This window comes from Streptomyces sp. NPDC030143, assembly GCF_055573695.1.
Window position 1 is genome coordinate 59950 of sequence record NZ_JBVIAY010000001.1, and the last position, 19394, is coordinate 79343.

The 19394-nt window shown below is 73.6% G+C and carries 21 protein-coding genes; 10 read left to right on the forward strand and 11 right to left on the reverse strand.

What is annotated here, in order from left to right; translation table 11 throughout:
- Positions 1-216: 216 nt before the first annotated feature.
- The 3 genes from ACZ4YY_RS00240 to ACZ4YY_RS00250 all read left to right on the forward strand — a co-directional run bounded on the left by ACZ4YY_RS00240 (position 217) and on the right by ACZ4YY_RS00250 (position 2624).
- Entirely contained in the window at positions 217-1239 is a 1023-nt protein-coding gene (locus ACZ4YY_RS00240) for a DEDDh family exonuclease (RefSeq protein WP_468281793.1), read from the forward strand.
- Positions 1240-1550: 311 nt separating this feature from the next.
- Complete coding sequence (locus ACZ4YY_RS00245) at positions 1551-1784, forward strand: hypothetical protein (protein WP_468281794.1); 234 nt, start codon at positions 1551-1553, stop codon at positions 1782-1784.
- Between the two features lie 48 nt (positions 1785-1832).
- Complete coding sequence (locus ACZ4YY_RS00250) at positions 1833-2624, forward strand: SURF1 family cytochrome oxidase biogenesis protein (RefSeq protein ID WP_468281796.1); 792 nt, start codon at positions 1833-1835, stop codon at positions 2622-2624.
- Between the two features lie 312 nt (positions 2625-2936).
- On the opposite strand, the gene ACZ4YY_RS00255 is transcribed toward ACZ4YY_RS00250, so the two are convergent.
- Both ACZ4YY_RS00255 and ACZ4YY_RS00260 read right to left on the reverse strand, forming a co-directional pair.
- Positions 2937-3110, reverse strand: coding sequence for a YbdD/YjiX family protein (locus ACZ4YY_RS00255; protein ID WP_468283173.1), 174 nt, complete (start codon positions 3108-3110; stop codon positions 2937-2939).
- A 23-nt stretch (positions 3111-3133) separates the two neighbouring features.
- Positions 3134-5287, reverse strand: a complete 2154-nt coding sequence (locus ACZ4YY_RS00260; protein WP_468281798.1) for a carbon starvation CstA family protein — start codon at positions 5285-5287, stop codon at positions 3134-3136.
- A gap of 239 nt (positions 5288-5526) precedes the next feature.
- Between ACZ4YY_RS00260 and ACZ4YY_RS00265 the strand changes: the two genes are divergently transcribed.
- The 5 genes from ACZ4YY_RS00265 to ACZ4YY_RS00285 are packed head-to-tail and all read left to right on the forward strand — an operon-like array spanning position 5527 to position 10523.
- Positions 5527-7083 (forward strand): sodium:solute symporter family protein, encoded by a 1557-nt coding sequence (locus tag ACZ4YY_RS00265; protein WP_468281800.1) that lies wholly within the window; start codon positions 5527-5529, stop codon positions 7081-7083.
- Positions 7080-7655: a SigE family RNA polymerase sigma factor gene (locus tag ACZ4YY_RS00270; protein ID WP_468281802.1), complete on the forward strand. Its 576-nt coding sequence runs from the start codon at positions 7080-7082 to the stop codon at positions 7653-7655. Before ACZ4YY_RS00265 ends, ACZ4YY_RS00270 begins: the two co-directional genes overlap by 4 nt.
- The gene (locus ACZ4YY_RS00275; protein ID WP_468281804.1) at positions 7652-7942 is read left to right on the forward strand and encodes a hypothetical protein; all 291 of its coding nucleotides are present in this window, start codon (positions 7652-7654) and stop codon (positions 7940-7942) included. Before ACZ4YY_RS00270 ends, ACZ4YY_RS00275 begins: the two co-directional genes overlap by 4 nt.
- Positions 7943-7974: 32 nt before the next feature.
- Entirely contained in the window at positions 7975-9762 is a 1788-nt protein-coding gene (locus ACZ4YY_RS00280) for a glycoside hydrolase family 15 protein (protein WP_468281806.1), read from the forward strand.
- A gap of 5 nt (positions 9763-9767) precedes the next feature.
- Positions 9768-10523 (forward strand): SDR family oxidoreductase, encoded by a 756-nt coding sequence (locus ACZ4YY_RS00285; RefSeq protein ID WP_468281808.1) that lies wholly within the window; start codon positions 9768-9770, stop codon positions 10521-10523.
- A 7-nt stretch (positions 10524-10530) separates the two neighbouring features.
- Here the strand turns inward: ACZ4YY_RS00285 and amaP are convergent, their stop codons facing one another.
- From amaP to ACZ4YY_RS00310, 5 genes are read right to left on the reverse strand one after another with little or no spacing between them, the layout of a single operon-like run.
- Complete coding sequence (gene amaP, locus ACZ4YY_RS00290; RefSeq protein WP_468281810.1) at positions 10531-11118, reverse strand: alkaline shock response membrane anchor protein AmaP; 588 nt, start codon at positions 11116-11118, stop codon at positions 10531-10533.
- Positions 11115-11753 (reverse strand): DUF6286 domain-containing protein, encoded by a 639-nt coding sequence (locus tag ACZ4YY_RS00295; RefSeq protein WP_468281812.1) that lies wholly within the window; start codon positions 11751-11753, stop codon positions 11115-11117. The genes amaP and ACZ4YY_RS00295 overlap by 4 nt, the downstream gene beginning before the upstream one ends.
- Positions 11750-12133 (reverse strand): Asp23/Gls24 family envelope stress response protein, encoded by a 384-nt coding sequence (locus ACZ4YY_RS00300; RefSeq protein WP_468281814.1) that lies wholly within the window; start codon positions 12131-12133, stop codon positions 11750-11752. The genes ACZ4YY_RS00295 and ACZ4YY_RS00300 overlap by 4 nt, the downstream gene beginning before the upstream one ends.
- The gene (locus ACZ4YY_RS00305; RefSeq protein WP_468281815.1) at positions 12130-12315 is read right to left on the reverse strand and encodes a hypothetical protein; all 186 of its coding nucleotides are present in this window, start codon (positions 12313-12315) and stop codon (positions 12130-12132) included. Before ACZ4YY_RS00305 ends, ACZ4YY_RS00300 begins: the two co-directional genes overlap by 4 nt.
- A 36-nt stretch (positions 12316-12351) precedes the next feature.
- Positions 12352-12828, reverse strand: coding sequence for an Asp23/Gls24 family envelope stress response protein (locus ACZ4YY_RS00310; RefSeq protein WP_468281817.1), 477 nt, complete (start codon positions 12826-12828; stop codon positions 12352-12354).
- Positions 12829-12914: 86 nt separating this feature from the next.
- Here ACZ4YY_RS00310 and ACZ4YY_RS00315 point away from each other — a divergent pair, with 86 nt between their 5' ends.
- Complete coding sequence (locus tag ACZ4YY_RS00315) at positions 12915-13631, forward strand: nucleopolyhedrovirus P10 family protein (protein ID WP_468281819.1); 717 nt, start codon at positions 12915-12917, stop codon at positions 13629-13631.
- A gap of 10 nt (positions 13632-13641) precedes the next feature.
- Here ACZ4YY_RS00315 and ACZ4YY_RS00320 read toward each other — a convergent pair whose 3' ends face one another.
- The 3 genes from ACZ4YY_RS00320 to ACZ4YY_RS00330 form a co-directional block, all read right to left on the reverse strand.
- Complete coding sequence (locus ACZ4YY_RS00320) at positions 13642-14445, reverse strand: enoyl-CoA hydratase/isomerase family protein (protein ID WP_468281821.1); 804 nt, start codon at positions 14443-14445, stop codon at positions 13642-13644.
- A 129-nt stretch (positions 14446-14574) separates the two neighbouring features.
- Positions 14575-14796, reverse strand: a complete 222-nt coding sequence (locus ACZ4YY_RS00325) for a helix-turn-helix domain-containing protein (protein ID WP_004002281.1) — start codon at positions 14794-14796, stop codon at positions 14575-14577.
- Positions 14797-15131: 335 nt separating this feature from the next.
- Positions 15132-16730, reverse strand: coding sequence for an ABC-F family ATP-binding cassette domain-containing protein (locus ACZ4YY_RS00330; RefSeq protein ID WP_468281823.1), 1599 nt, complete (start codon positions 16728-16730; stop codon positions 15132-15134).
- 255 nt (positions 16731-16985) lie between these two features.
- Between ACZ4YY_RS00330 and ACZ4YY_RS00335 the strand changes: the two genes are divergently transcribed.
- Positions 16986-17399, forward strand: coding sequence for a VOC family protein (locus ACZ4YY_RS00335; protein ID WP_468281825.1), 414 nt, complete (start codon positions 16986-16988; stop codon positions 17397-17399).
- Positions 17400-17415: 16 nt separating this feature from the next.
- Here the strand turns inward: ACZ4YY_RS00335 and ACZ4YY_RS00340 are convergent, their stop codons facing one another.
- Positions 17416-18852: a hypothetical protein gene (locus ACZ4YY_RS00340; RefSeq protein ID WP_468281827.1), complete on the reverse strand. Its 1437-nt coding sequence runs from the start codon at positions 18850-18852 to the stop codon at positions 17416-17418.
- Positions 18853-19394 lie beyond the last annotated feature (542 nt).

The window sequence follows — 19394 nt, forward strand, 5'->3', positions numbered from 1 at the left end:
CTTTCCCCTACGTCCTCGGCCCCAAGGCCTTCCCCGTACGACCCGGGCCGGCCCTCTCGTGGACTCGCCGGACCGCGCGTCGGGGCCGTCCGCGAACTCCCGTACGCCGCGCATCCCTTCCGTCCGGTTTCATCCCGTACGTACGTGTGGTCGTGCGCGATGTCGCGTCCGGAGGCGTTCACGGGGTGTCAGTGGCGGCCCGTATCCTCAGGAACCATGCTCGAAGACCACACGACCACGGTGTCCTCCCCCACGGAGTGGCCGGCCGCGTATCCCCAGGGGTACGCGGTCGTTGACGTGGAGACCACCGGCCTGGCCCGTGACGACCGGATCGTCTCCGCCGCCGTCTACCGGCTGGACGCGCGCGGTGAGGTCGAGGACCACTGGTACACGCTGGTCAACCCCGAGCGCGATCCGGGCCCGGTGTGGATACACGGTCTGACGAGCGAGACGCTGGAGGGCGCGCCCCTCTTCGGCGAGGTGGCCGAGGAGTTCGCGGCTCGGCTCGCGGGTCGGGTGCTCGTGGCGCACAACGCGGTCTTCGACTGGCAGATGATCGCCCGGGAGTACGCGCGCGCGGAGCGCGAGGCCCCGGTGAAGCAGCGGCTGTGCACCATCGCGCTCTCCAAGGAGCTGGCCCTGCCGCTGCCCAACCACAAGCTGGAGTCGCTCGCGGCGCACTTCGGTGTCGTGCAGCGGCGGGCGCACCACGCGCTGGACGACGCGCGTGTGCTGGCGGAGGCGTTCCGGCCGAGTCTGCGGGCCGCGGCGGCGGGCGGCGTACGGCTGCCGCTGCACGAGTGCCGGCCGCTGACGGAGTGGCAGGACCGGCCCGCACCCCGGATCGGCCGGCAGGCGAGCGGTCCCGGCGGCGGCTCCGGTGGGTACCGCGGTCCCGGCGGCGGTTACCGGCCGAGCAGTTGGCGCCCGTCCCGCAGGCGGCCCGCGTGCCCCTACCCCAACCCCGGCCGGTACGAAGAGGGCAAACGGCTCATGCAGGGCATGCGGGTGGCGTTCTCGGGTGACACGTCGGTCGAACGGGAGCTGCTGGAGGACCGGGCGACGGAGGCCGGACTGCATGTCGCCACCAGCATCTCCCGGCTGACCAGCCTGCTCGTCACCAACGACCCCGACTCGGGCACCTCGAAGGTGGTCAAGGCGCGCCAGTTCGGCACCCCGGTGGTGGACGAGGCGGCGTTCGGACAACTGCTGCGGGACGTGGAGCCCGCGGCGGAGTGACCGGCACACGGGGACCGGCCGGCGCGGAACCGGCCGGCGCGGGACCGGCCCCGTGTGGCGACCGACTGGCCCGCGTGGGACTGACCGGCACGCGGGGACCGAGAACCCCGCGTGGGGACCGACCGGCACATAGGGGCCGCGCCTGGTGACCGGCGGGTTCGCGTGGGGACCGACCCGCGCGCGGGTACTGCCCCCGCCTCGTCGGCACTGACCCGCGCGTGGGGCGAGCGACCCGTACGTCCGGGTGATTGCCGCGCGACTCGCCCGTCGCCCGCTCGCCCGCGCCACGGCGACCCCTCACCCTGTGGCGCATGGCGACATGCGAAGTATGCGGCAACAGCTACGGAATGACCTTCGAGGTGCACGCGCAGGGCGCGGTGCACGTCTTCGACTGCTTCTCCTGCGCGATCCACCGCATGGCCCCGATCTGCGAGCACTGTCGGGTGCAGATCATCGGCCAGGGCGTGGAGGTCGAGGGTCACTGGTACTGCGGCGCCCACTGCGCGCGGGCGGAGGGGAAGGTGGGCATCGTCGACCGCGTCTGAGCGCACCCCGCCGGGAGCACCCCACGGTCCGAGATGTACGGTCGTGGGGTGTACCGCTTCCTGTTGTCCCGGCAGTGGGTGATCATCACGCTGGTCGCCCTCCTCCTCATCCCCACGATGATCAGGCTGGGCATATGGCAGATGCACCGCTACGAGGAGCGCTCCGCCCGCAACCAGCTGGTCGCCGACGCGCTCACCGCCGAGCCGGTGCCGGTGGAGCGGCTGACCTCCCCCGGGCACACCGTCACCCGCGACGAGCGGTACCACCGGGTGACCGCGAAGGGCCGCTTCGACACCGGGCGGGAGGTCGTCGTCAGGCGACGCGTGAACGCCGACGAGGAGGTCGGCTTCCACGTCCTCACCCCCTTCGTCCTCGACGACGGCAAGGTCCTGATCGTCAACCGCGGCTGGATCCCGGCGGACGGCCCGAGCCAGAGCGCGTTCCCGAGGATCCCGGCGCCGCCCGCCGGGGAGATCACCGTCACCGGGCGGCTGATGCCCGACGAGACGACCGCGGCGAGTGGCATCAAGGACCTCAAGGGTCTGCCGGACCGGCAGATCATGCTGATCAACAGCGAGCAGGAGGCGCGCCGGCTGGGCGCCCGGGTCCTCGGCGGTTACATCGCGCAGACCGCGCCCGAGCCGAAGGGTGACACCCCCGAGCTGCTGGGCCGGCCGGGCGAGGAGAACGCGCCGCTGAACTACGCGTACGCCATCCAGTGGTGGCTGTTCGCCGCCGCTGTGCCGATCGGCTGGATCGTCCTGGTCCGACGGGAACTGCGCGACCGGCGGGAGGCCGGGCAGCGGGAGACGGAACGGGCCGAGCCGGCGGCGGTGTAGACCCCGCGCAGCCCGCGCCCGAGCATTGTCCGCGCCCGCGCCCGCACCCTGTCCGCGCCCGCGGTCGCCCGCGCCCGCCCGCGCGAGGCCGCTCACGGGCTGCCGTCGGACAGCCGGTCGCGGCATCCTGACCTCTGGGGGAGACGGCATCGGGGTGGGGGTCGCCGGAATGGGGGGCGTGGGAGGCGGGGGCAGTCGGGGTGGCGCAAGGGGGGCGGAACCGGGCGGAGACCCGGCGGGCCGGAGCGCCGGACCGGAAGCCGGCCGGCCCCCGGGCCGGGGCGGTGCCCCGGGCCGCGCCCCGGGGCCCCCTCAGCAGCACCGGCTCTGCGGCCGTTCCTCCCGCCGGCGCGTGCGCAGCACCTCGTACTCGCGGCGGGTGGGGACGGGCGTGTGCGGGTGACGGCGCCGGTGGTGGGCGCAGTAGTGGTCGTACTGCGCCTCGCCGGTCAGCTCACGCAGGTACCAGCGCAGGTACCGCCCCATGCCGCGGACCCGGTGGAGGACCGTCACCCTCGCGCTCCGGCAAGGGGCTCGGCCGGCCGGGACGGCACCTCGATGCGGGACTCGACGTACGCCGCCTCGGTCGTGGGCAGCGTCCCGGGCGCGCGGACGGCGCGGACGCACACCACCGCCGCGTTGACCAGGACCACCGCGACGAGCGCCAGGAACACCGCGATCAGGACGCCGTCCACCGTGGAGTTGGTGACCACGGTGTGCATGTCGTCCAGGGACTTGGCGGGCGGCAGGACCTTCCCGGCGTCGAGCGCGTCGGCGTACCGCGTGCGCTGGGCGAAGAAGCCGATCTTGGGGTCGTCGGAGAAGATCTTCTGCCAGCCGGCGGTGAAGGTGATCGCGACCACCCAGGCCAGCGGGACCCCGGTGACCCATGCCCAGCGCAGCCGCCCGGACTTGACCAGGACGGTCGTGCACACCGCGAGGGCGATCGCGGCGAGGAGCTGGTTGGCGATGCCGAAGAGCGGGAAGAGCTGGTTGATCCCGCCGAGGGGGTCGGTGGCGCCGGTGTACAGGAAGTAGCCCCACGCCGCGACGACCAGGGCGCTGCACAGCCAGATGCCGGGCTTCCAGTTGACACGGCCGACGGGCTTCCACACGTTGCCGAGCATGTCCTGGAGCATGAAGCGGCCCACCCGGGTGCCGGCGTCCACCGTGGTCAGGATGAACAGCGCCTCGAACATGATGGCGAAGTGGTACCAGAACGCCTTCATGGCGGTGCCGCCGAAGACCCCGGAGAAGATCTCCGACATGCCGACGGCGAGGGTGGGCGCGCCGCCGGAGCGGGCGATCAGCGTCTGTTCCTCGACCGCCTCGGCGGCCTGGGTGAGCTGGTCGGGGGTGATGGTGAAGCCGAGGCCGGCCACCGCGTGGGAGGCGGACTCGGCCGTCGTCCCGAGCAGGCCCGCCGGCGCGTTCATCGCGTAGTACAGCCCCGGCTCCAGGGTCGCCGCGGCGATCAGCGCCATGATCGCGACGAACGACTCCATCAGCATGGCGCCGTAGCCGATCATCCGGACCTGGGACTCCTTCTGGATCAGCTTCGGGGTGGTCCCGGAGGCGACCAGGGCGTGGAACCCGGACAGCGCGCCGCACGCGATGGTGATGAAGAGGAAGGGGAAGAGCGAGCCGGCGAAGACGGGCCCGGCGCCCGTGGAGGCGAAGTCGGTCACCGCGTCCGCCCTGAGCACGGGCGCGGCGACGACGACGCCGACCGCGAGCAGCGCGATGGTGCCGATCTTCATGAAGGTGGAGAGGTAGTCGCGCGGGGCGAGGAGCATCCACACCGGCAGCACGGAGGCGACGAAGCCGTAGCCGACGAGACAGAAGACGAGCGTCGTGGGGCTGAGGGTGAAGGTGTCGGCGAGCGAGGAGTTCTGCACCCAGCCGCCGCCGACGATCGCGAGCAGCAGGAGCGCGACGCCGATGAGGCTGGTCTCGACGACCCGTCCCGGGCGGATGCGGTGCAGCCAGGAGCCCATGAACAGGGCGATGGGCACGGTCATCGCGACGGAGAAGGTGCCCCACGGGGAGTGGGCGAGGGCGTTGACGACGACCAGCGCCAGCACGCCCAGCAGGATGATCATGATGGCGAACACGGCGATCAGGGCCGCCGCTCCCCCGGCCCTGCCGATCTCCTCGCGGGCCATCTGCCCGAGCGACTTCCCGTCCCGTCGCATCGACAGGAACAGCACGACCATGTCCTGCACAGCCCCCGCGAAGATCACCCCGGCGACGATCCACAGGGTGCCGGGCAGGTAGCCCATCTGGGCCGCGAGCACCGGTCCGACCAGCGGTCCGGCGCCGGCGATCGCCGCGAAGTGGTGGCCGAGCAGCACTCGGCGGTCGGTGGGCTGGAAGTCGACGCCGTCCTCCAGCCGTTCGGCCGGGGTGGCGCGGCGGTCGTCGGGCCGCAGCACGCGCCGGGCGATGAAGCGGGAGTAGAAGCGGTAGGCGATGGCGTACGAGCCGAGGGCGGCGATCCCCAGCCAGACCGCGGAGATCCGCTCGCCCCGGGCCAGCGCGAGCACGCCCCAGGCGACGGCGCCGACCAGGGAGACGGCGGCCCACAGCAGGACGGACCGTGGGGACATTCGGCGCCTCTCCGGCGTCGGGCGGCCGGTTTCGGGCATGGCTGAGACGGACATGGCGGCTCCTCGCTCGCACAGCGGGGTAAACGATCTCCGCAGCTCAGGAGGGCTTGCGGAGCAGCGGACGCGGGGCCCCGGGGGGTCCCGCTCGCTGTCGGTCTGTGCAAGAGTTGCCCACCCGCAGGAACCGGTTGACAGCGAATGTCCAGGAGATTTCCCGCCGGTTTCGCGTCAACCGAATCAGCCCCCCGCGCAACCAGAGGGTGAGGGCACAGGCACACCAAGGACGGTGACCCATGGCCGACGGCGCCATGACCGCGACTTTCCTCGCCGTGATCGGCGCGGCGTCGCTGCTCGCCGTCACCGCACGGCGTCTGCGCCCCACCGACCGGCTGCCCTCCCTGGAAGGCTGGGCGCTGGCCGACCGCAGCCTGGGTCCGGCGTGGACCTGGCTGCTGCTCGGCGGCACGATCTTCACCGCGTACACCTTCACCGCCGTACCGGGACTGGCGTACGGCAACGGGGCGTCCGCGTTCTTCGCGGTGCCGTACACGGTGATCGTGTGCCCGCTCGCCTTCGTCCTGCTGAGCCGCCTGTGGAGCGTGGCGCGCCGGCACGGCTACGTCACCGCCGCCGACTTCGTGCGCGGACGCTACGGTTCGCCGCCGCTGGCCCTGGTGGTCGCGCTGACCGGCATCCTGGCGACGATGCCGTACCTGGCACTGCAACTGCTCGGGATACGGGCGGTGCTGACGGCCGGGGGGCTCTATCCGCGCGGCGCGGCCGGCGACCTGGTGATGGTGGCGCTGTTCGCGGGGCTCGCGGTGGCCACCTACCGGCACGGGCTGCGCGCGCCGACGGTGATCTCGGCGCTGAAGGCGGTGGCGGTGTTCGTCTCGCTCACCGCCGTGTGCTGGCTGGTCCTGGGGCGGCTCGGCGGGCCTGGGCCGGTCTTCGACTCGGCGGCCCGGCGGCTCGGCGGGACGGACGTGGCCCACTCGCCGCTGATGCTGTCCCCCGCCCAGCAGCCCGCGTACGCCACGCTCGCCCTCGGCTCCGCGCTGGCCCTGCTGATGTACCCGCACGTTCTCACCGCGGCCTTCGCCGCCGACGGGCCGCGCACTCTGCGCAAGGTCTCGGTGGCGCTGCCCGCGTGGACGGGACTGCTCGCCCTCTTCGGCTTCCTCGGCGTCGCGGCGCTCGCGTCGGGTGTGCAGGCCCCGCCGGGCGGTGCCGAGTCGGCCGTGCCGATGCTCGTGGACCGGCTGATGCCGGCGCCGCTGGCCGGGCTGGTGTTCGCCGCGATCACCGTGGGCGCGCTGGTGCCGGCGGCGGTGATGTCGATCGCCGCGGCGACGAGCTTCGTGCGGAACGTGTACGTCGAGTACGTCCATCCGACGGCCACGCCGAAACGGCAGGTGCGCATCGCCAAGGCCGTGTCCCTGACGGCCAAGGTCGGGGCGGTGGCGTTCGTGTTCGGGCTGCGCGACCAGGACGCCGTCAACCTCCAACTGCTCGGCGGGGTGTGGATCCTGCAGATCTTCCCGGCCGTGGCCCTCGGGCTGTTCACCGCCCGGCTGCATCCGCGGGCGCTGCTCGCCGGGTGGGGCACGGGCATGGTCGCCGGGACCCTCATGGTGGTGCGGGAGGGGTTCTCCTCGACCGTGGCCCTCGGCCTCGGCTCCCCGGAGATCTACGCCGGGCTGGCGGCGCTGCTGCTCAATCTGACCGTGGCGGTGGCCGGCACCGTCCTCCTCGAACGTCTCGGCGTCCCGCGCGGCGCCGACCTGACCGACCTGCCGTCCCGCCTGACCGTCAGGCGGCGCCCCGAGACGGGAGCGAACCACCCGTGAGACGCGGACATCCCATCCCCGTGCCCGAGCCGTACGTCGAGCCGCTCGCCCTCGCCGCGGTCGACCCGGCCGACCTGGAACGCGAGGCCGGCCTCGCCCGCCTCTTCGAGCTGCACTACTCCTCCATGCTGCGGCTGGCGGTGCTGCTCGGGGCCGACGACCCGGAGAACGTGGTGGCGGAGGCCTACTACCAGATCTACCGCAAGTGGCGGCGGCTGCGGGACGTGGAGGCGGCGGAGGCCTATCTGCGCTCCACCGTCTGCAACCTGACCCGGATGCGGATACGGCATCTCCAGGTCGCCCGCAAGCACGTGGAGAACCCGCCGGAACCGCCCGACGAGACGGTCGCCTCCGCCGAGAGCACCGCACTGCTGCGCGACGACCAGCGGGTGCTCATCGACGCCCTCCAGCAGTTGCCGGCCCGGCAGCGCGAGGCGCTGGTGCTGCGCCACTGGCTCGGGCTGAAGGAGAGCGAGATCGCCGCCGCGATGGGCATATCCTGCGGCTCCGTCAAGACCCACACGTCCCGCGGCCTGGCCGCCCTGACCGAGGCGATGGAGGCCCGGCGATGAACGACACCGGCCACGACCGCACGGAGCGGGAACTGCGCGAGGCCCTGGAGGCACTGGCGGGCGGGGTGCGCGCGGCTCCCGACGCCTACCGCACGGCACGGGGCGAGTGGCTGCGCCGCGAACGCCGGCGGCGGCTGGTGCTCGCCGTCCTGATCGCCGTCGTCTTCGCCCTGGCGACGCTGATCGGGCTGTGGGTGCTGAACCAGGCCCCGGCCGACCCCGGCGTGATCTTCTCGGGGGCGGGCGGCGGGCCGGGCCCGGCCTCACCCCCCCGGCCGCACCCCTGATTGCCCCCCTCCGGTCCGGGAACCCGCACCCCGTGCACTCCCGCATCGAGGACTACGCCCTCATCGGCGACGAGCAGACCGCCGCGCTGGTCGGCATCGACGGCTCCGTCGACTGGCTGTGCCTGCCCCGCTTCGACTCCGCCGCCTGTTTCGCCCGGCTCCTCGGCGACGAGGAGAACGGCCACTGGCGCATCGCGCCCAAGGGCGTCCGCGGCCCCTGCACCCGCCGTGCCTACCGCCCCGACACCCTCGTCCTGGACACCGAGTGGGAGACGGACGACGGCGCGATCCGCGTCACCGACCTGATGCCGCAGCGCGACCGGGCCCCCGACGTCGTCCGCGTCGTGCAGGGCCTGCGCGGCCGGGTCACCGTGCGCTCCACGCTGCGGCTGCGCTTCGACTACGGCTGGGTCGTGCCGTGGATGCGCCGGGCCGACGGCCACCGCGTGGCGATCGCCGGACCGGACGCGGTGTGGTTCCGCAGCGAACCGCAGGTGCGCACCTGGGGCCAGGACTTCGGCACCCACTCGGAGTTCACCGTGGGTGAGGGCGAGTCCGTGGCGTTCGTGCTGACGTGGCACCCCTCGCACCACCCCCGCCCGCCGCTCGTCGACCCCTACGAGGCGCTGCGCGTCAGTGTGGAGGACTGGCGGGCGTGGGCGGCCCGCTGCCGCTACGACGGACCCCACCGGGACGCCGTCATGCGCTCCCTGATCACTCTCAAGGCGCTGACCTACGTGCCGACCGGCGGGATCGTCGCCGCGCTCACCACGTCGCTGCCCGAGGAACTCGGCGGGGTGCGCAACTGGGACTACCGCTACTGCTGGCTGCGCGACTCCACCCTCACCCTCGGCGCGCTGCTGGCCGCCGGCTACGAGGAGGAGGCCGAGGCCTGGCGCAACTGGCTGCTGCGCGCCGTCGCCGGCGATCCGGCCGACCTGCAGATCATGTACGGGCTGGGGGGCGAGCGACGACTGCCCGAGTGCGAGCTGCCCTGGCTGTCCGGGTACGCCGGCTCCACGCCCGTGCGCATCGGCAACGGGGCCGTCGACCAGCTCCAGCTCGACGTCTACGGCGAGGTCATGGACTCGCTGTCGCTGGCCCGCGTCGTGGGCATGTCGCCCAAGCCGCACATGTGGTCGTTGCAGTGCGCGCTGATCAAGTGGCTGGAGGAGCACTGGCGGCAGCCCGACGAGGGGCTGTGGGAGGTGCGGGGCGGCCGGCGTCAGTTCGTGCACTCCAAGGTGATGGTGTGGGTGGCCGCCGACCGGGCGGTGCGCGCGCTGGAGACCTACCCCCGACTGAGCGGCGACCTGCACGGCTGGCGGAGGTTGCGCGACGAGGTGCACCGCGAGGTCTGCGAGAAGGGCTACGACGCCGAGCGCAACACCTTCACCCAGTTCTACGGCTCGCGCGAGCTGGACGCCGCGCTGCTGCTCATCCCCCGCGTCGGCTTCCTGCCGCCCGACGACCCGCGGGTCGTGGGCACCGTCGACGCGGTCCGCGAGGAGCTCGGCCACGGCGGGCTGCTGCGCCGCTACAGCACCGAGGGCGCGACCGTCGACGGTCTGCCCGGCGACGAGGGCGCCTTCCTCGCCTGCTCGTTCTGGCTCGCCGACGCCCTGCACATGACGGGCCGCACCGAGGAGGCCCGTCAGCTGTTCGAGCGGCTGTGCCGCCTGGCCAACGACGTGGGGCTGCTCGCGGAGGAGTACGACCCGGTGGCGGGCCGCCACCTCGGCAACTTCCCTCAGGCGTTCAGCCACATCGGCCTGGTCAACACCGCCCTCACGCTGTTCGGCGACGACGAGGCAGGATAGGGGCCATGGATCTTGGACTGAAGGACCGGGTGTACGTCGTCACCGGGGCCACCCGCGGGCTCGGCAACGCCGCCGCACGCGAGCTGGTCGCGGACGGCGCGAAGGTGGTCGTCACCGGCCGGGACGAGCAGCGGACCGCCGACGCGGCGCGGGAACTGGGGCCGAACGCGGTCGGGGTCGCGGTGGACAACGCCGACCCGCAGGCGCCGGAGCGGCTGGTCGCGGCCGCCCGTGAGCACTTCGGCGGCTTCGACGGCGTACTGGTCAGCGTCGGCGGACCGCCGCCCGGGTTCGTCGCCGACAACACCGACGAGCAGTGGCAGACGGCGTTCGAGTCGGTGTTCCTGGGCGCGGTGCGGCTGGCCCGGGCGGCCGCCGCCGAGCTGGAGGCCGGCGGGGTCATCGGCTTCGTGCTGTCCGGGTCGGTGCACGAACCGATCCCCGGGCTGACGATCTCCAACGGGCTGCGGCCGGGCCTCGCGGGGTTCGCGAAGTCGCTGGCGGACGAGCTGGGACCGCGCGGCATCCGCGTCGTGGGCCTGCTGCCGGCGCGGATCGACACGGACCGCGTGCGCGAGCTGGACGGACTGTCGGCCGACCCGGAGGCCACCCGGGCCGCCCACGAGTCCCGGATCCCGCTGCGGCGCTACGGGACGCCGGAGGAGTTCGGGCGGACGGCGGCCTTCCTGCTGTCGCCGGCCGCCTCCTACCTGACGGGTCTGATGCTGCCCGTCGACGGCGGGATGCGGCACGGTTTCTGAGGCACCCTCAACCGACCCTCTCCGCCTTGTGCTTGTGCACCCTCAGCCGGACCTCCGCCGGGAGGGCCTTGAGGGCCGCCGACTCCCGCGCGTGGGTGAGGGCCTGTGTCGTGACGTGGTGCAGGGCGTCGGCGGGGTCCACACGGGGTTCCAGGAGGAGCCGTACGTGGGCCTCGGGCGCGTCCCTGCGGCCCGTGAGGCGGGCGCGGGCGTGGGCCACGCCGTCGGGACGGGCCGCGTCGGCGGCCAGGGCGCCCTCCAGGGCGCGCCCCCGCAGCCGGGCGCCCGCGCCGTCGCCGGTGTCGACGAGGACCTCGCCGAGCCGACGCCGGCGCAGGACGGCGACCAGCCACCACAGGGCGAGCAGCACGAGCAGCGTGAGCACGCCGAGGACGGCCGGCCACCACCAGGCGTCGTGCCGCCACCGGGTGCGTTCGGCGGTGGTGAGCAGGACGTCGTGGGATCCGTCGTGGATCCACCAGGACGGCGGGGAGGCGCCCAGGCCGACGGCGAGCACGGAGCCGCCCACGACCAGCAGGACGAGGCCGACGATCCCCAGTACCACGCGGTTGACGGTCCGGAGCACGGTTCTCACCCCCTTCTGCCGGGTCGGCGCACCCGCACCGACAGCGACGGCGGCCGGGCCAGGCCCAGGCCGCGTACCGCGTCGCCGAGCACGGCATCCAGGTCGGCGCGGACGTCGTCCAGGTCGCGGAAGTGGGAGACGGCGTGGACGTCGGCCCGGCGGCGGCCCGCGCGCACCCGCACCGACTGCACGCCGGCGACCTCCATGGCCCGGTCGCGCAGCACCAGCGCGGCGGCGCCCCGGTGGAGCCAGGCGCGGACGTCGGGACGGGAGCGGCGCATGGGCAGGACGTCGCGCAGGCCCGGGGTGACGGCCAGCAGGATCAGCCACAGGCCGAGGGCGGCGGCGACGGCCGCGCCGACCAGTACCCAGATGTCGTCGAGGGGCCGCTCGGCGAGCTGCCGGGCCAGTTCGCGCCGGGCGTGCAGGGCGGGCCGGTCGGCGCGGACGGCGGCGATGTCGTAGAGGAAGGCGCCGGCGAGGGCCAGGAGCAGGACCGCGACCACGGCCGCCGGGACGCGGCGCGCGGACCAGAAGCGGCCGCTGCTCGCCGCGGGGGCGGGTTCCGCCGTCTCCTCGGGAGGCGGCTTGTCCATGACCGGCAGTCGTCGCGTGGTGCCCTCGGTGCCGAGGGGCTCGGTCATCGCGTCCTCCCGTCTGCCAGGCCGTGCGCCGCGGTCGGATGCAGGCGCTCGACGTGGACGGCGACTTCCGGCACGTCCATGCCCACCAGCGCGCCCACGCGCTCGGTGACCCGGCGGCGTACCGCGTGGCAGCGCGGGCCGAGGTCGCCGGGGTAGCCGAGTTCGACGTGGACCCGGATGTGGGCGGCCTCGTGGTGGACCACGACGGTGGCGTGCGGGCGCGCGGCGTCCGGGGGCAGGGTGCCGACCGCCTCGTGGGCGGCCTGGGCGGCGATCTTCGCCACGACCCGGTCGGCGATCCGGGTCGCGCCGCGTTCACCCGGCGGGATCATGGCCGGCCGGGTGCCGCGCGCGCCGGTCCCCTCGTTCACGGGCGTCACCTGCGCCGGTCGTCACGCGTGCGGAAGAAGTCGCCGAGCTCCAGGTCCCCCTCGAGGAACCGGCCGACGACGAAGCCGATGGCGCCCAGGGCCGCCACCAGGACGAAGGCCCCGAACCCGCCGAAATATCCGGCGAAGCCCAGTGCCATGCCGGCGATCATGCCGATCACGGACATGCTCAAGGTGCGCTCCCCTCGGCGGAATGATCCACCACTCGGTCACTGGAGCCGGGACTCCGGCTCCTCGTCCTCTTCCTCGGGCAGTTTGACGTCGCTGACCGCGATGTTGACCTCGACGACCTCCAGGCCGGTCATCCGCTCCACGGCCGCCACGACGTTCTCCCGCACGTCCCGGGCGACCTCGGAGATCGACACGCCGTAGTCGACGACGATCTCCAGGTCGAGCGCGGTCTGCACCTCGCCGACCTCCGCCTTGACGCCCCGGGTCACCGACTTGGACCCGCCGGGCACCCGGTCGCGCACGGCGCCGAAGGTGCGGCTGATGCCGCTGCCCATCGCGTGGACGCCCACCACGTCCCGTGCCGCCATTCCGGCGATCTTCTCCACGACCCCGTCGGCGATGGTGGTGCGCCCTCGGCTCGCCGGGTCGCCGCCTCCGCGCCGGGTGCCCCTGCGGGCCTGTGCCTCCGTACCGGCGTCCGGGATCTGCGTCCTCTGTTCCGCTGTCTCACTCATCACCGTATGTCCTTTTCGTCGTCCTTCTTCGACCACGGTAAGCGCGGTTGCGTCACCGCGCTCCGGGGATGCGGCAGGCTGGAGGAATGACGGCGGATCGGTGGACGCGAGCGGTGCGGGAACAGCTGGGGCTCGGCAGGCTGTTGCCGTTGGGCGGGCCGCGGGACGGTGCGTGGATCGCGGAGAGCGCGGCGCAGGTGGTGCTGCGGCGATCGGTGCGGGGGGTGCGGGGCGTGCGGCTGGGCCCGCTGCGGATCGCGGTGGCCGACCCGGACGGCGGCGAGGAGCCGGCCGTGCCGCCCCCGCCGAGCGCGCTGCCCCCGGGGCCCCTGCGGGTGACGGCGGAGTGCGCGGCGACGGCCTCCGAGCCGCTGCCCGCCTCGGCGTCCCGGCTGCGGTCGGCGCTGGCGACGGCGGCGGCGGAGCGGCTGGGGCTCGTGGTGGCCGAGGTGGACCTGCGGGTGACGGCCCTGCTGGACGAGGACGGGGAACCGGAACATGAGCGACCGTCCGCGCCGCCGTCGGCCGAGGTGTCCGCGGAGGGCGAGGAGGCGCGGGTGGGCGCGGCCGTCCTCGCCGTGCCGGGGGTGACGGCGCTGACCGGTGTGCTCGGCCGGGCGGTGCGCGTCGAGGAGCGCGAGAGCGGCACGGCCGCCGCGCTGCCGCGCCGGCACGCGCGCGTGGAGATCGCGGTGAGCGCGGACCGCCGGGTTCTGGACGTGGCCCGGGAGGTCCGCGCGGCGGTGTCGGACGCGCTGCGGGATCAGCCGACGGTGGCGGTGCTGGTGACGTCGGTGGACTGACCCCGGCGGGTCACTCGCCGAGCCCCGCCAGGTCGCGCAGGCGTCGGGTCTGGGCGCCCCGTTCGGCGGCGCGCTGCTCGTCGTAGGTGCGGTCGGCCGCACCGCGCAGCAGCGCCTTGGTCTCGATGACGGCGTCCCGGGGCGCGGCGAGAATCGCGGCGGCCAGTTCGTTGACCGTCGCGTCCAGTTCCCGGACCGGCACGGCGATGTTGGCCAGCCCGGAGCTCACCGCCTCCTCGGCGTGCACGAACCGGCCGGTCAGGCACATCTCGACGGCGCGGCCGTAGCCGACCAGGGAGACGAGGGGGTGCGTGCCGGTGAGGTCCGGTACGAGGCCGAGGCTGGTCTCGCGCATGGCGAACTGCACGTCGTCGGCGACGACGCGTACGTCGCAGGCGAGCGCGAGTTGGAAGCCCGCGCCGATGGCGTGGCCCTGGACGGCGGCGATGGACACGACGTCACTCCGTCGCCACCAGGTGAAGCCCTCCTGGAACTCGGCGATGGCGGCGTCGATGTCGGCGTCACCACTGCGCGCGAGGTCGATGAAGGAGGGTTCGCCCTCGATCCCCTCGGGCGTGAACATCTGCCGGTCGAGGCCGGCGGAGAAGGACTTGCCCTCGCCGCGCAGCACGACCACGCGGACGGAGCCCGGCAGGCGCCGACCGGCTTCGGCGAGCGCGCGCCACATCGCGGGGCTCTGCGCGTTGCGCTTGGCCGGATGGGTCAGCGTCACCGTGGCGAGCGCGTCGTCGACGGTGAGCCGTACGCCGTCCTTGTCGAGCAGGGGAGCGAGTACCTGGTCGGGCGAAGCCATGGGGCGCCTCCGATGTGTGCGGTCAGCAGAGCAGTGCTGGGAGCGATGCTAAGTGACTGCACAGTAACCACCCGGCCGGCCGGACGACCGACCGGGTGGCCACCATCGAAGCCCGTGGGCCGCCCGGGGTCAGGACGAGGCGGCCTTCTTGCCCCGCGTCGCCCCGCCACGCCCACGGAGCGTGACGCCCGACTCGCTGAGCATCCGGTGCACGAAGCCATACGAGCGGCCGGTCTCCTCGGCCAGCGCCCGGATGCTCGCACCGGAGTCGTACTTCTTCTTCAGGTCTGCCGCGAGCTTGTCGCGCGCGGCGCCGGTCACCCGGCTGCCCTTCTTCAGAGTCTCGGCCACCCGTGCCTCCTCATGGGAAGTGCGCTCTGGTCTCCTCATGATCACCCCTCCGGGGCGTGATGGCCACCCATTCGGCAAGGTCCGTGCGACAGGGTTTTGACGACAGGAGTGCGTCCCCACAAGTGGAACCTGTCATTCCAAGCGGTGATGTTCGTACGCCCGAACGGGTTGTTCCGCGAAAGGCCAGGTCAGAGACGCGGGACGGCCGATCCCTTCGCCAGGAAGGGATCGGCCGGAAAATCGGTGTAGGACACACCTCGATACGAGGAGATCTCACACAGATGATGGATCACCGGTAGGCCGAATGATCCATACGCCGGAGATCACGCGTTCGGTCACGCCAGGGCGACGAGATCCGCGTAGTCGGAGCCCCACAGGTCCTCGACGCCGTCGGGCAGCAGAATGATCCGCTCCGGCTGGAGCGCCTCGACCGCGCCCTCGTCGTGGGTGACGAGGACCACCGCGCCCTTGTACGTGCGCAGCGCGCCGAGGATCTCCTCGCGGCTGGCCGGGTCCAGGTTGTTGGTGGGCTCGTCGAGCAGCAGCACGTTGGCCGAGGAGACGACGAGGGTGGCCAGGGCCAGCCGGGTCTTCTCACCGCCGGAGAGCACACCGGCCGGCTTGTCGACGTCGTCGCCGGAGAACAGGAACGAGCCGAGCACCTTGCGGACCTCCACGAGGTCCATGTCGGGGGCCGCGGAGCGCATGTTCTCCAGGACCGTGCGGTCCGGGTCGAGGGTCTCGTGCTCCTGGGCGTAGTACCCGAGCTTGAGGCCGTGGCCGGGACGGACCTCTCCGGTGTCGGGCTGCTCCACTCCGCCCAGCAGCCGCAGCAGGGTCGTCTTGCCGGCGCCGTTCAGGCCGAGGATGACGACGCGGGAGCCCTTGTCGATGGCGAGGTCGACGTCGGTGAAGATCTCCAGCGAGCCGTACGACTTCGACAGGCCCTCGGCCATGAGGGGCGTCTTGCCGCAGGGCGCGGGCTCGGGGAAGCGGAGCTTGGCGACCTTGTCGGAGACACGGACCGCCTCGAGACCGGAGAGCAGCCGGTCGGCACGGCGGGCCATGTTCTGCGCGGCGACCGTCTTGGTCGCCTTGGCGCGCATCTTGTCGGCCTGCGCGTTGAGCGCGGCTGCCTTCTTCTCGGCGTTGGCGCGCTCGCGCTTGCGGCGCTTCTCGTCGGCCTCGCGCTGCTGCTGGTAGAGCTTCCAGCCCATGTTGTAGATGTCGATCTGGGACCGGTTGGCGTCCAGGTAGAACACCTTGTTGACGACCGTCTCGACCAGGTCGACGTCGTGCGAGATGACGATGAAGCCGCCGCGGTAGGTCTTGAGGTAGTCGCGCAGCCAGACGATCGAGTCGGCGTCGAGGTGGTTCGTCGGCTCGTCGAGGAGGAGGGTGTCGGCGTCGGAGAAGAGGATCCGGGCCAGCTCCACGCGGCGGCGCTGACCTCCGGAGAGGGTGTGCAGGGGCTGGCCCAGCACCCGGTCGGGCAGGTTGAGCGCGGCGGCGATGGTGGCGGCCTCGGCCTCGGCGGCGTACCCGCCCTTGGTGAGGAACTCCGTCTCCTGGCGTTCGTACTGCTTGAGGGCCTTCTCGCGGGTCGAGCCCTGCCCGCTGGCGATCCGCTGCTCGTTCTCGCGCATCTTGCGGATCAGCAGGTCCAGTCCGCGCGCGGAGAGGATGCGGTCGCGGGCGAGGACGTCCAGGTCCCCGGTGCGGGGGTCCTGCGGAAGGTAGCCGACCTCGCCGGAGCGGGTGACGGTGCCGCCGGCCGGGATGCCCTCACCGGCCAGGACCTTGGTGAGGGTGGTCTTGCCGGCGCCGTTGCGGCCGACCAGGCCGATGCGGTCGCCCTTGGCGACGCGGAAGGAAGCGCTCTCGATGAGGATGCGGGCACCGGCGCGCAGCTCGATGCCGGAGGCGGAGATCATGGTCAGACTCCTGTGCGGGGTCGGTGGCGGGATGGGCGGCTGAGGACGTTCCCGCCGTCTAATGCGCGAGGAGAATGGCCATGGGGCCAGTCTAACGGTGTCGTGCAACCACTTTTCCTGGGTCCGGGTGTTCGATCTCCCCGTGCTCCGTCGCGACGCGGGCGCCGCGGCGGAGCACGGGGGCGTTGTCAGTGGTGGCTGCGAGACTGGGCAGCGGATGACATCTCCGGCAGTGACCACAGGGGAGTGATCGGCATGGCAGGGACGAGCGGCGGACGTCCGAGCATCTATCCGACGGTGCTGTACCGGGACGCGAAGGCGGCGATCCGGCAGCTCACGGAGGCCTTCGGGTTCACCGAGCTGTCCGTGTACGAGGGCGAGGACGGCACCGTCCTGCACGCGGAGCTGGTGCAGGGCAACGGCGCGGTGATGCTGGGCTCGAAGGGCCGCGGCGGGGTCTTCGACAGCGCGATGAAGGACGCGGGCACGACCGGGGTGTACGTCGTCGTGGACGACGTCGACGCACACCACCGCCGGGCCGTGGAGCACGGCGCGGAGATCCTGATGCCCCCGACGGACCAGGAGTACGGCTCCCGGGACTACATGGCCCGGGACGCCGAGGGCAACGTGTGGAGCTTCGGCACCTACGCGCCCGAGATACAGGGCTGAGGGCGGCCCGGGAGGGTCAGCTTCCCCCGGTGTGCACCTGGAAGGCGGCGCGTCGGACGGCCTTGGCCAGCGCCGGGTCGGGGTGGGCGGCGGCGAGCGCGACCAGGACCTGCACGGTGCGCGGGTGACCGGCGGCGCGCACCTCGTCCAGCAGGGCGGGGACGGTCGGCTGGAGCGCGGACTCCAGGTGCCGCACCAGCATGGGCGCCTCGCCGTGGTCGGCGACCGCCGCGGCGGTGTCGACCCACAGCCAGGTGGCCTCCTCGCGGGTGAGCACCTCGTGCGCGTCCTCGGGGTCGACGCCGTCGTGCTCGGCGAGCCACAGCAGGGCGTACGGGCGCAGGGCCGGCTCCTCGACGACGGCGCGCACGTCGGGTTCGGCGGGGGCGCCGACGACGCGCAGCGCCTCGAAGGCGAGTCCGCGCAGCAGGGCGTCCTCGCCGCGGGCGGCGGCCAGCAGTTCGGTGACGGCGCTGCCGACGGGGCGGGCGGCGAGCCAGGCGCGGTACTCGGCGCGGGCCGCGTTGGGACGCAGCTGGGCGCAGCCGCGGAGCATCTCCTCGGCCGCGACCTCGATGTTGCCCGCGGGGCTCTGCGCGGCGACGCAGATCTGCTCCAGCTTGACCCAGACCGCCCAGCTGCCGAGCGGGGTGAGGGTGGCCTGGCCGGCGTCGCAGGTGAGGGCTCCGACGGAGGCGAGGGCGTCCAGGGCCCAGCCGAGGAGGGGGGCGAGTTCGGCGTCCCGGGCGGGCTCGGCCGCGTCCGTGTCGGCGACGGGGGCCGCGCTCTCGGGGCTCCCGGCGCCTGCGTCGGGGATGTAGGCGACCTCGCAGCGCTCGGTGCGCAGTTCGGTGACGCGCTGGCGCAGCAGGTCGAGGAGCTGCTCCACGGGCACGGGGCCGGCGGACAGCTGGAGGAAGGAGAGCACCTGCGGCATCGCCGAGACGACCTCGGCGACCGCGCCGGGCTCCTGGTCGGCGGGTTCCGGGGTGGCGAGCGACCAGGCGTCGAAGAGGGCGACCCAGCCGCGCAGTACGGCGCTGTCGTCGCGGTTCCAGGCGCGCAGCCGCCAGCCGGGGCGCGCGCTGTCTCCGTGCACCTCGACCAGGCCGGCGAGGCGGGCGGTGTCCCAGTCGGCCCTGACCTGAGCGGAGGTCAGGCCGAGTTCCCGCGCGGCCCGTTCGGCGGTGGCCTCGGAGAGGGTGGCCTTGCCGTCGTCGGTCGCCCCGTCGCTGCCGGGGCCGAGGGCGGCGTCGGCCCAGCGGGCGACGCGGGCGGCGGCGGCCAGACCTGAGCGCGCCATTCTGGCCAGCTCCGCCGGTGCCGGGGTGCCGTGGGGAGGGCGGGGCGCGGGGCGGCGCGGGCGCCGCTCGTTCACAGCTGAGGGGGCGGCGGCCAGGGGTCGCGGGCGGACGAGTCGAAGCCTGGAGTCGCGCGGGATACGGGACGTCACGGGTGCAGTCTTCCGGTTGACGGTCCGAAAACCCAAACGGAATGCCAAGGCGGGCCCCGGGGCCGGTCGACGCACGGGTGCGTGAGAGGGGCGAGCAGAAGCGTTCAGGCCACTGGTACATCCTTAAACGGAACCTCCGCCCCCACTCTTCCCCGCTCCCCTGCGACCGGCCGGGTCGGGTGACGGGCCGGGACTCACCCGGACGAAGTCGCGCGGCGGTGCGGTGCGGTCGGCCGCGGCCTCCGGCGCTGGGCGCCGACTCCGGGGATGACGCCGCTGGGCGCGGGCCCCGGGCCAGGGGCCCTGGCGCATGGCGGGCGCAGCCGCAGGGGCGGGGCCCCTGGGCGCGGGGCCCTGGCGCGGGGGCAGGGGCAGGGGCGAGCGCAGGGGCGGGGCCCCTGGGCGCGGGGGCCCTGTCGCGGGGGCGGGGGCAGGGGCGGGCGCAGGGGCGGGGCCCCTGGGCGCGGGGCAAGGCGCCTTCGAGGCGCGGGGCGAAGCGCCTTCGAGGCGCGGGGCGAAGCGCCTTCGAGGCGCGGGGCGAA

Excerpts from the sequence above, each read along its gene's own strand:
- ACZ4YY_RS00335 (WP_468281825.1), top strand. The coding sequence starts at position 16,986 with ATGGCAGGGACGAGCGGCGGACGTCCGAGCATCTATCCGACGGTGCTG.
- ACZ4YY_RS00240 (WP_468281793.1), top strand. The coding sequence starts at position 217 with ATGCTCGAAGACCACACGACCACGGTGTCCTCCCCCACGGAGTGGCCG.
- ACZ4YY_RS00330 (WP_468281823.1), bottom strand. The coding sequence starts at position 16,730 with ATGATCTCCGCCTCCGGCATCGAGCTGCGCGCCGGTGCCCGCATCCTC.
- ACZ4YY_RS00315 (WP_468281819.1), top strand. The coding sequence starts at position 12,915 with ATGACGGCGGATCGGTGGACGCGAGCGGTGCGGGAACAGCTGGGGCTC.
- ACZ4YY_RS00255 (WP_468283173.1), bottom strand. The coding sequence starts at position 3,110 with ATGGGGCGGTACCTGCGCTGGTACCTGCGTGAGCTGACCGGCGAGGCG.
- ACZ4YY_RS00265 (WP_468281800.1), top strand. The coding sequence starts at position 5,527 with ATGGCCGACGGCGCCATGACCGCGACTTTCCTCGCCGTGATCGGCGCG.
- ACZ4YY_RS00295 (WP_468281812.1), bottom strand. The coding sequence starts at position 11,753 with ATGACCGAGCCCCTCGGCACCGAGGGCACCACGCGACGACTGCCGGTC.
- ACZ4YY_RS00320 (WP_468281821.1), bottom strand. The coding sequence starts at position 14,445 with ATGGCTTCGCCCGACCAGGTACTCGCTCCCCTGCTCGACAAGGACGGC.
- ACZ4YY_RS00285 (WP_468281808.1), top strand. The coding sequence starts at position 9,768 with ATGGATCTTGGACTGAAGGACCGGGTGTACGTCGTCACCGGGGCCACC.
- ACZ4YY_RS00310 (WP_468281817.1), bottom strand. The coding sequence starts at position 12,828 with ATGAGTGAGACAGCGGAACAGAGGACGCAGATCCCGGACGCCGGTACG.
- ACZ4YY_RS00245 (WP_468281794.1), top strand. The coding sequence starts at position 1,551 with ATGGCGACATGCGAAGTATGCGGCAACAGCTACGGAATGACCTTCGAG.
- ACZ4YY_RS00260 (WP_468281798.1), bottom strand. The coding sequence starts at position 5,287 with ATGTCCGTCTCAGCCATGCCCGAAACCGGCCGCCCGACGCCGGAGAGG.
- ACZ4YY_RS00275 (WP_468281804.1), top strand. The coding sequence starts at position 7,652 with ATGAACGACACCGGCCACGACCGCACGGAGCGGGAACTGCGCGAGGCC.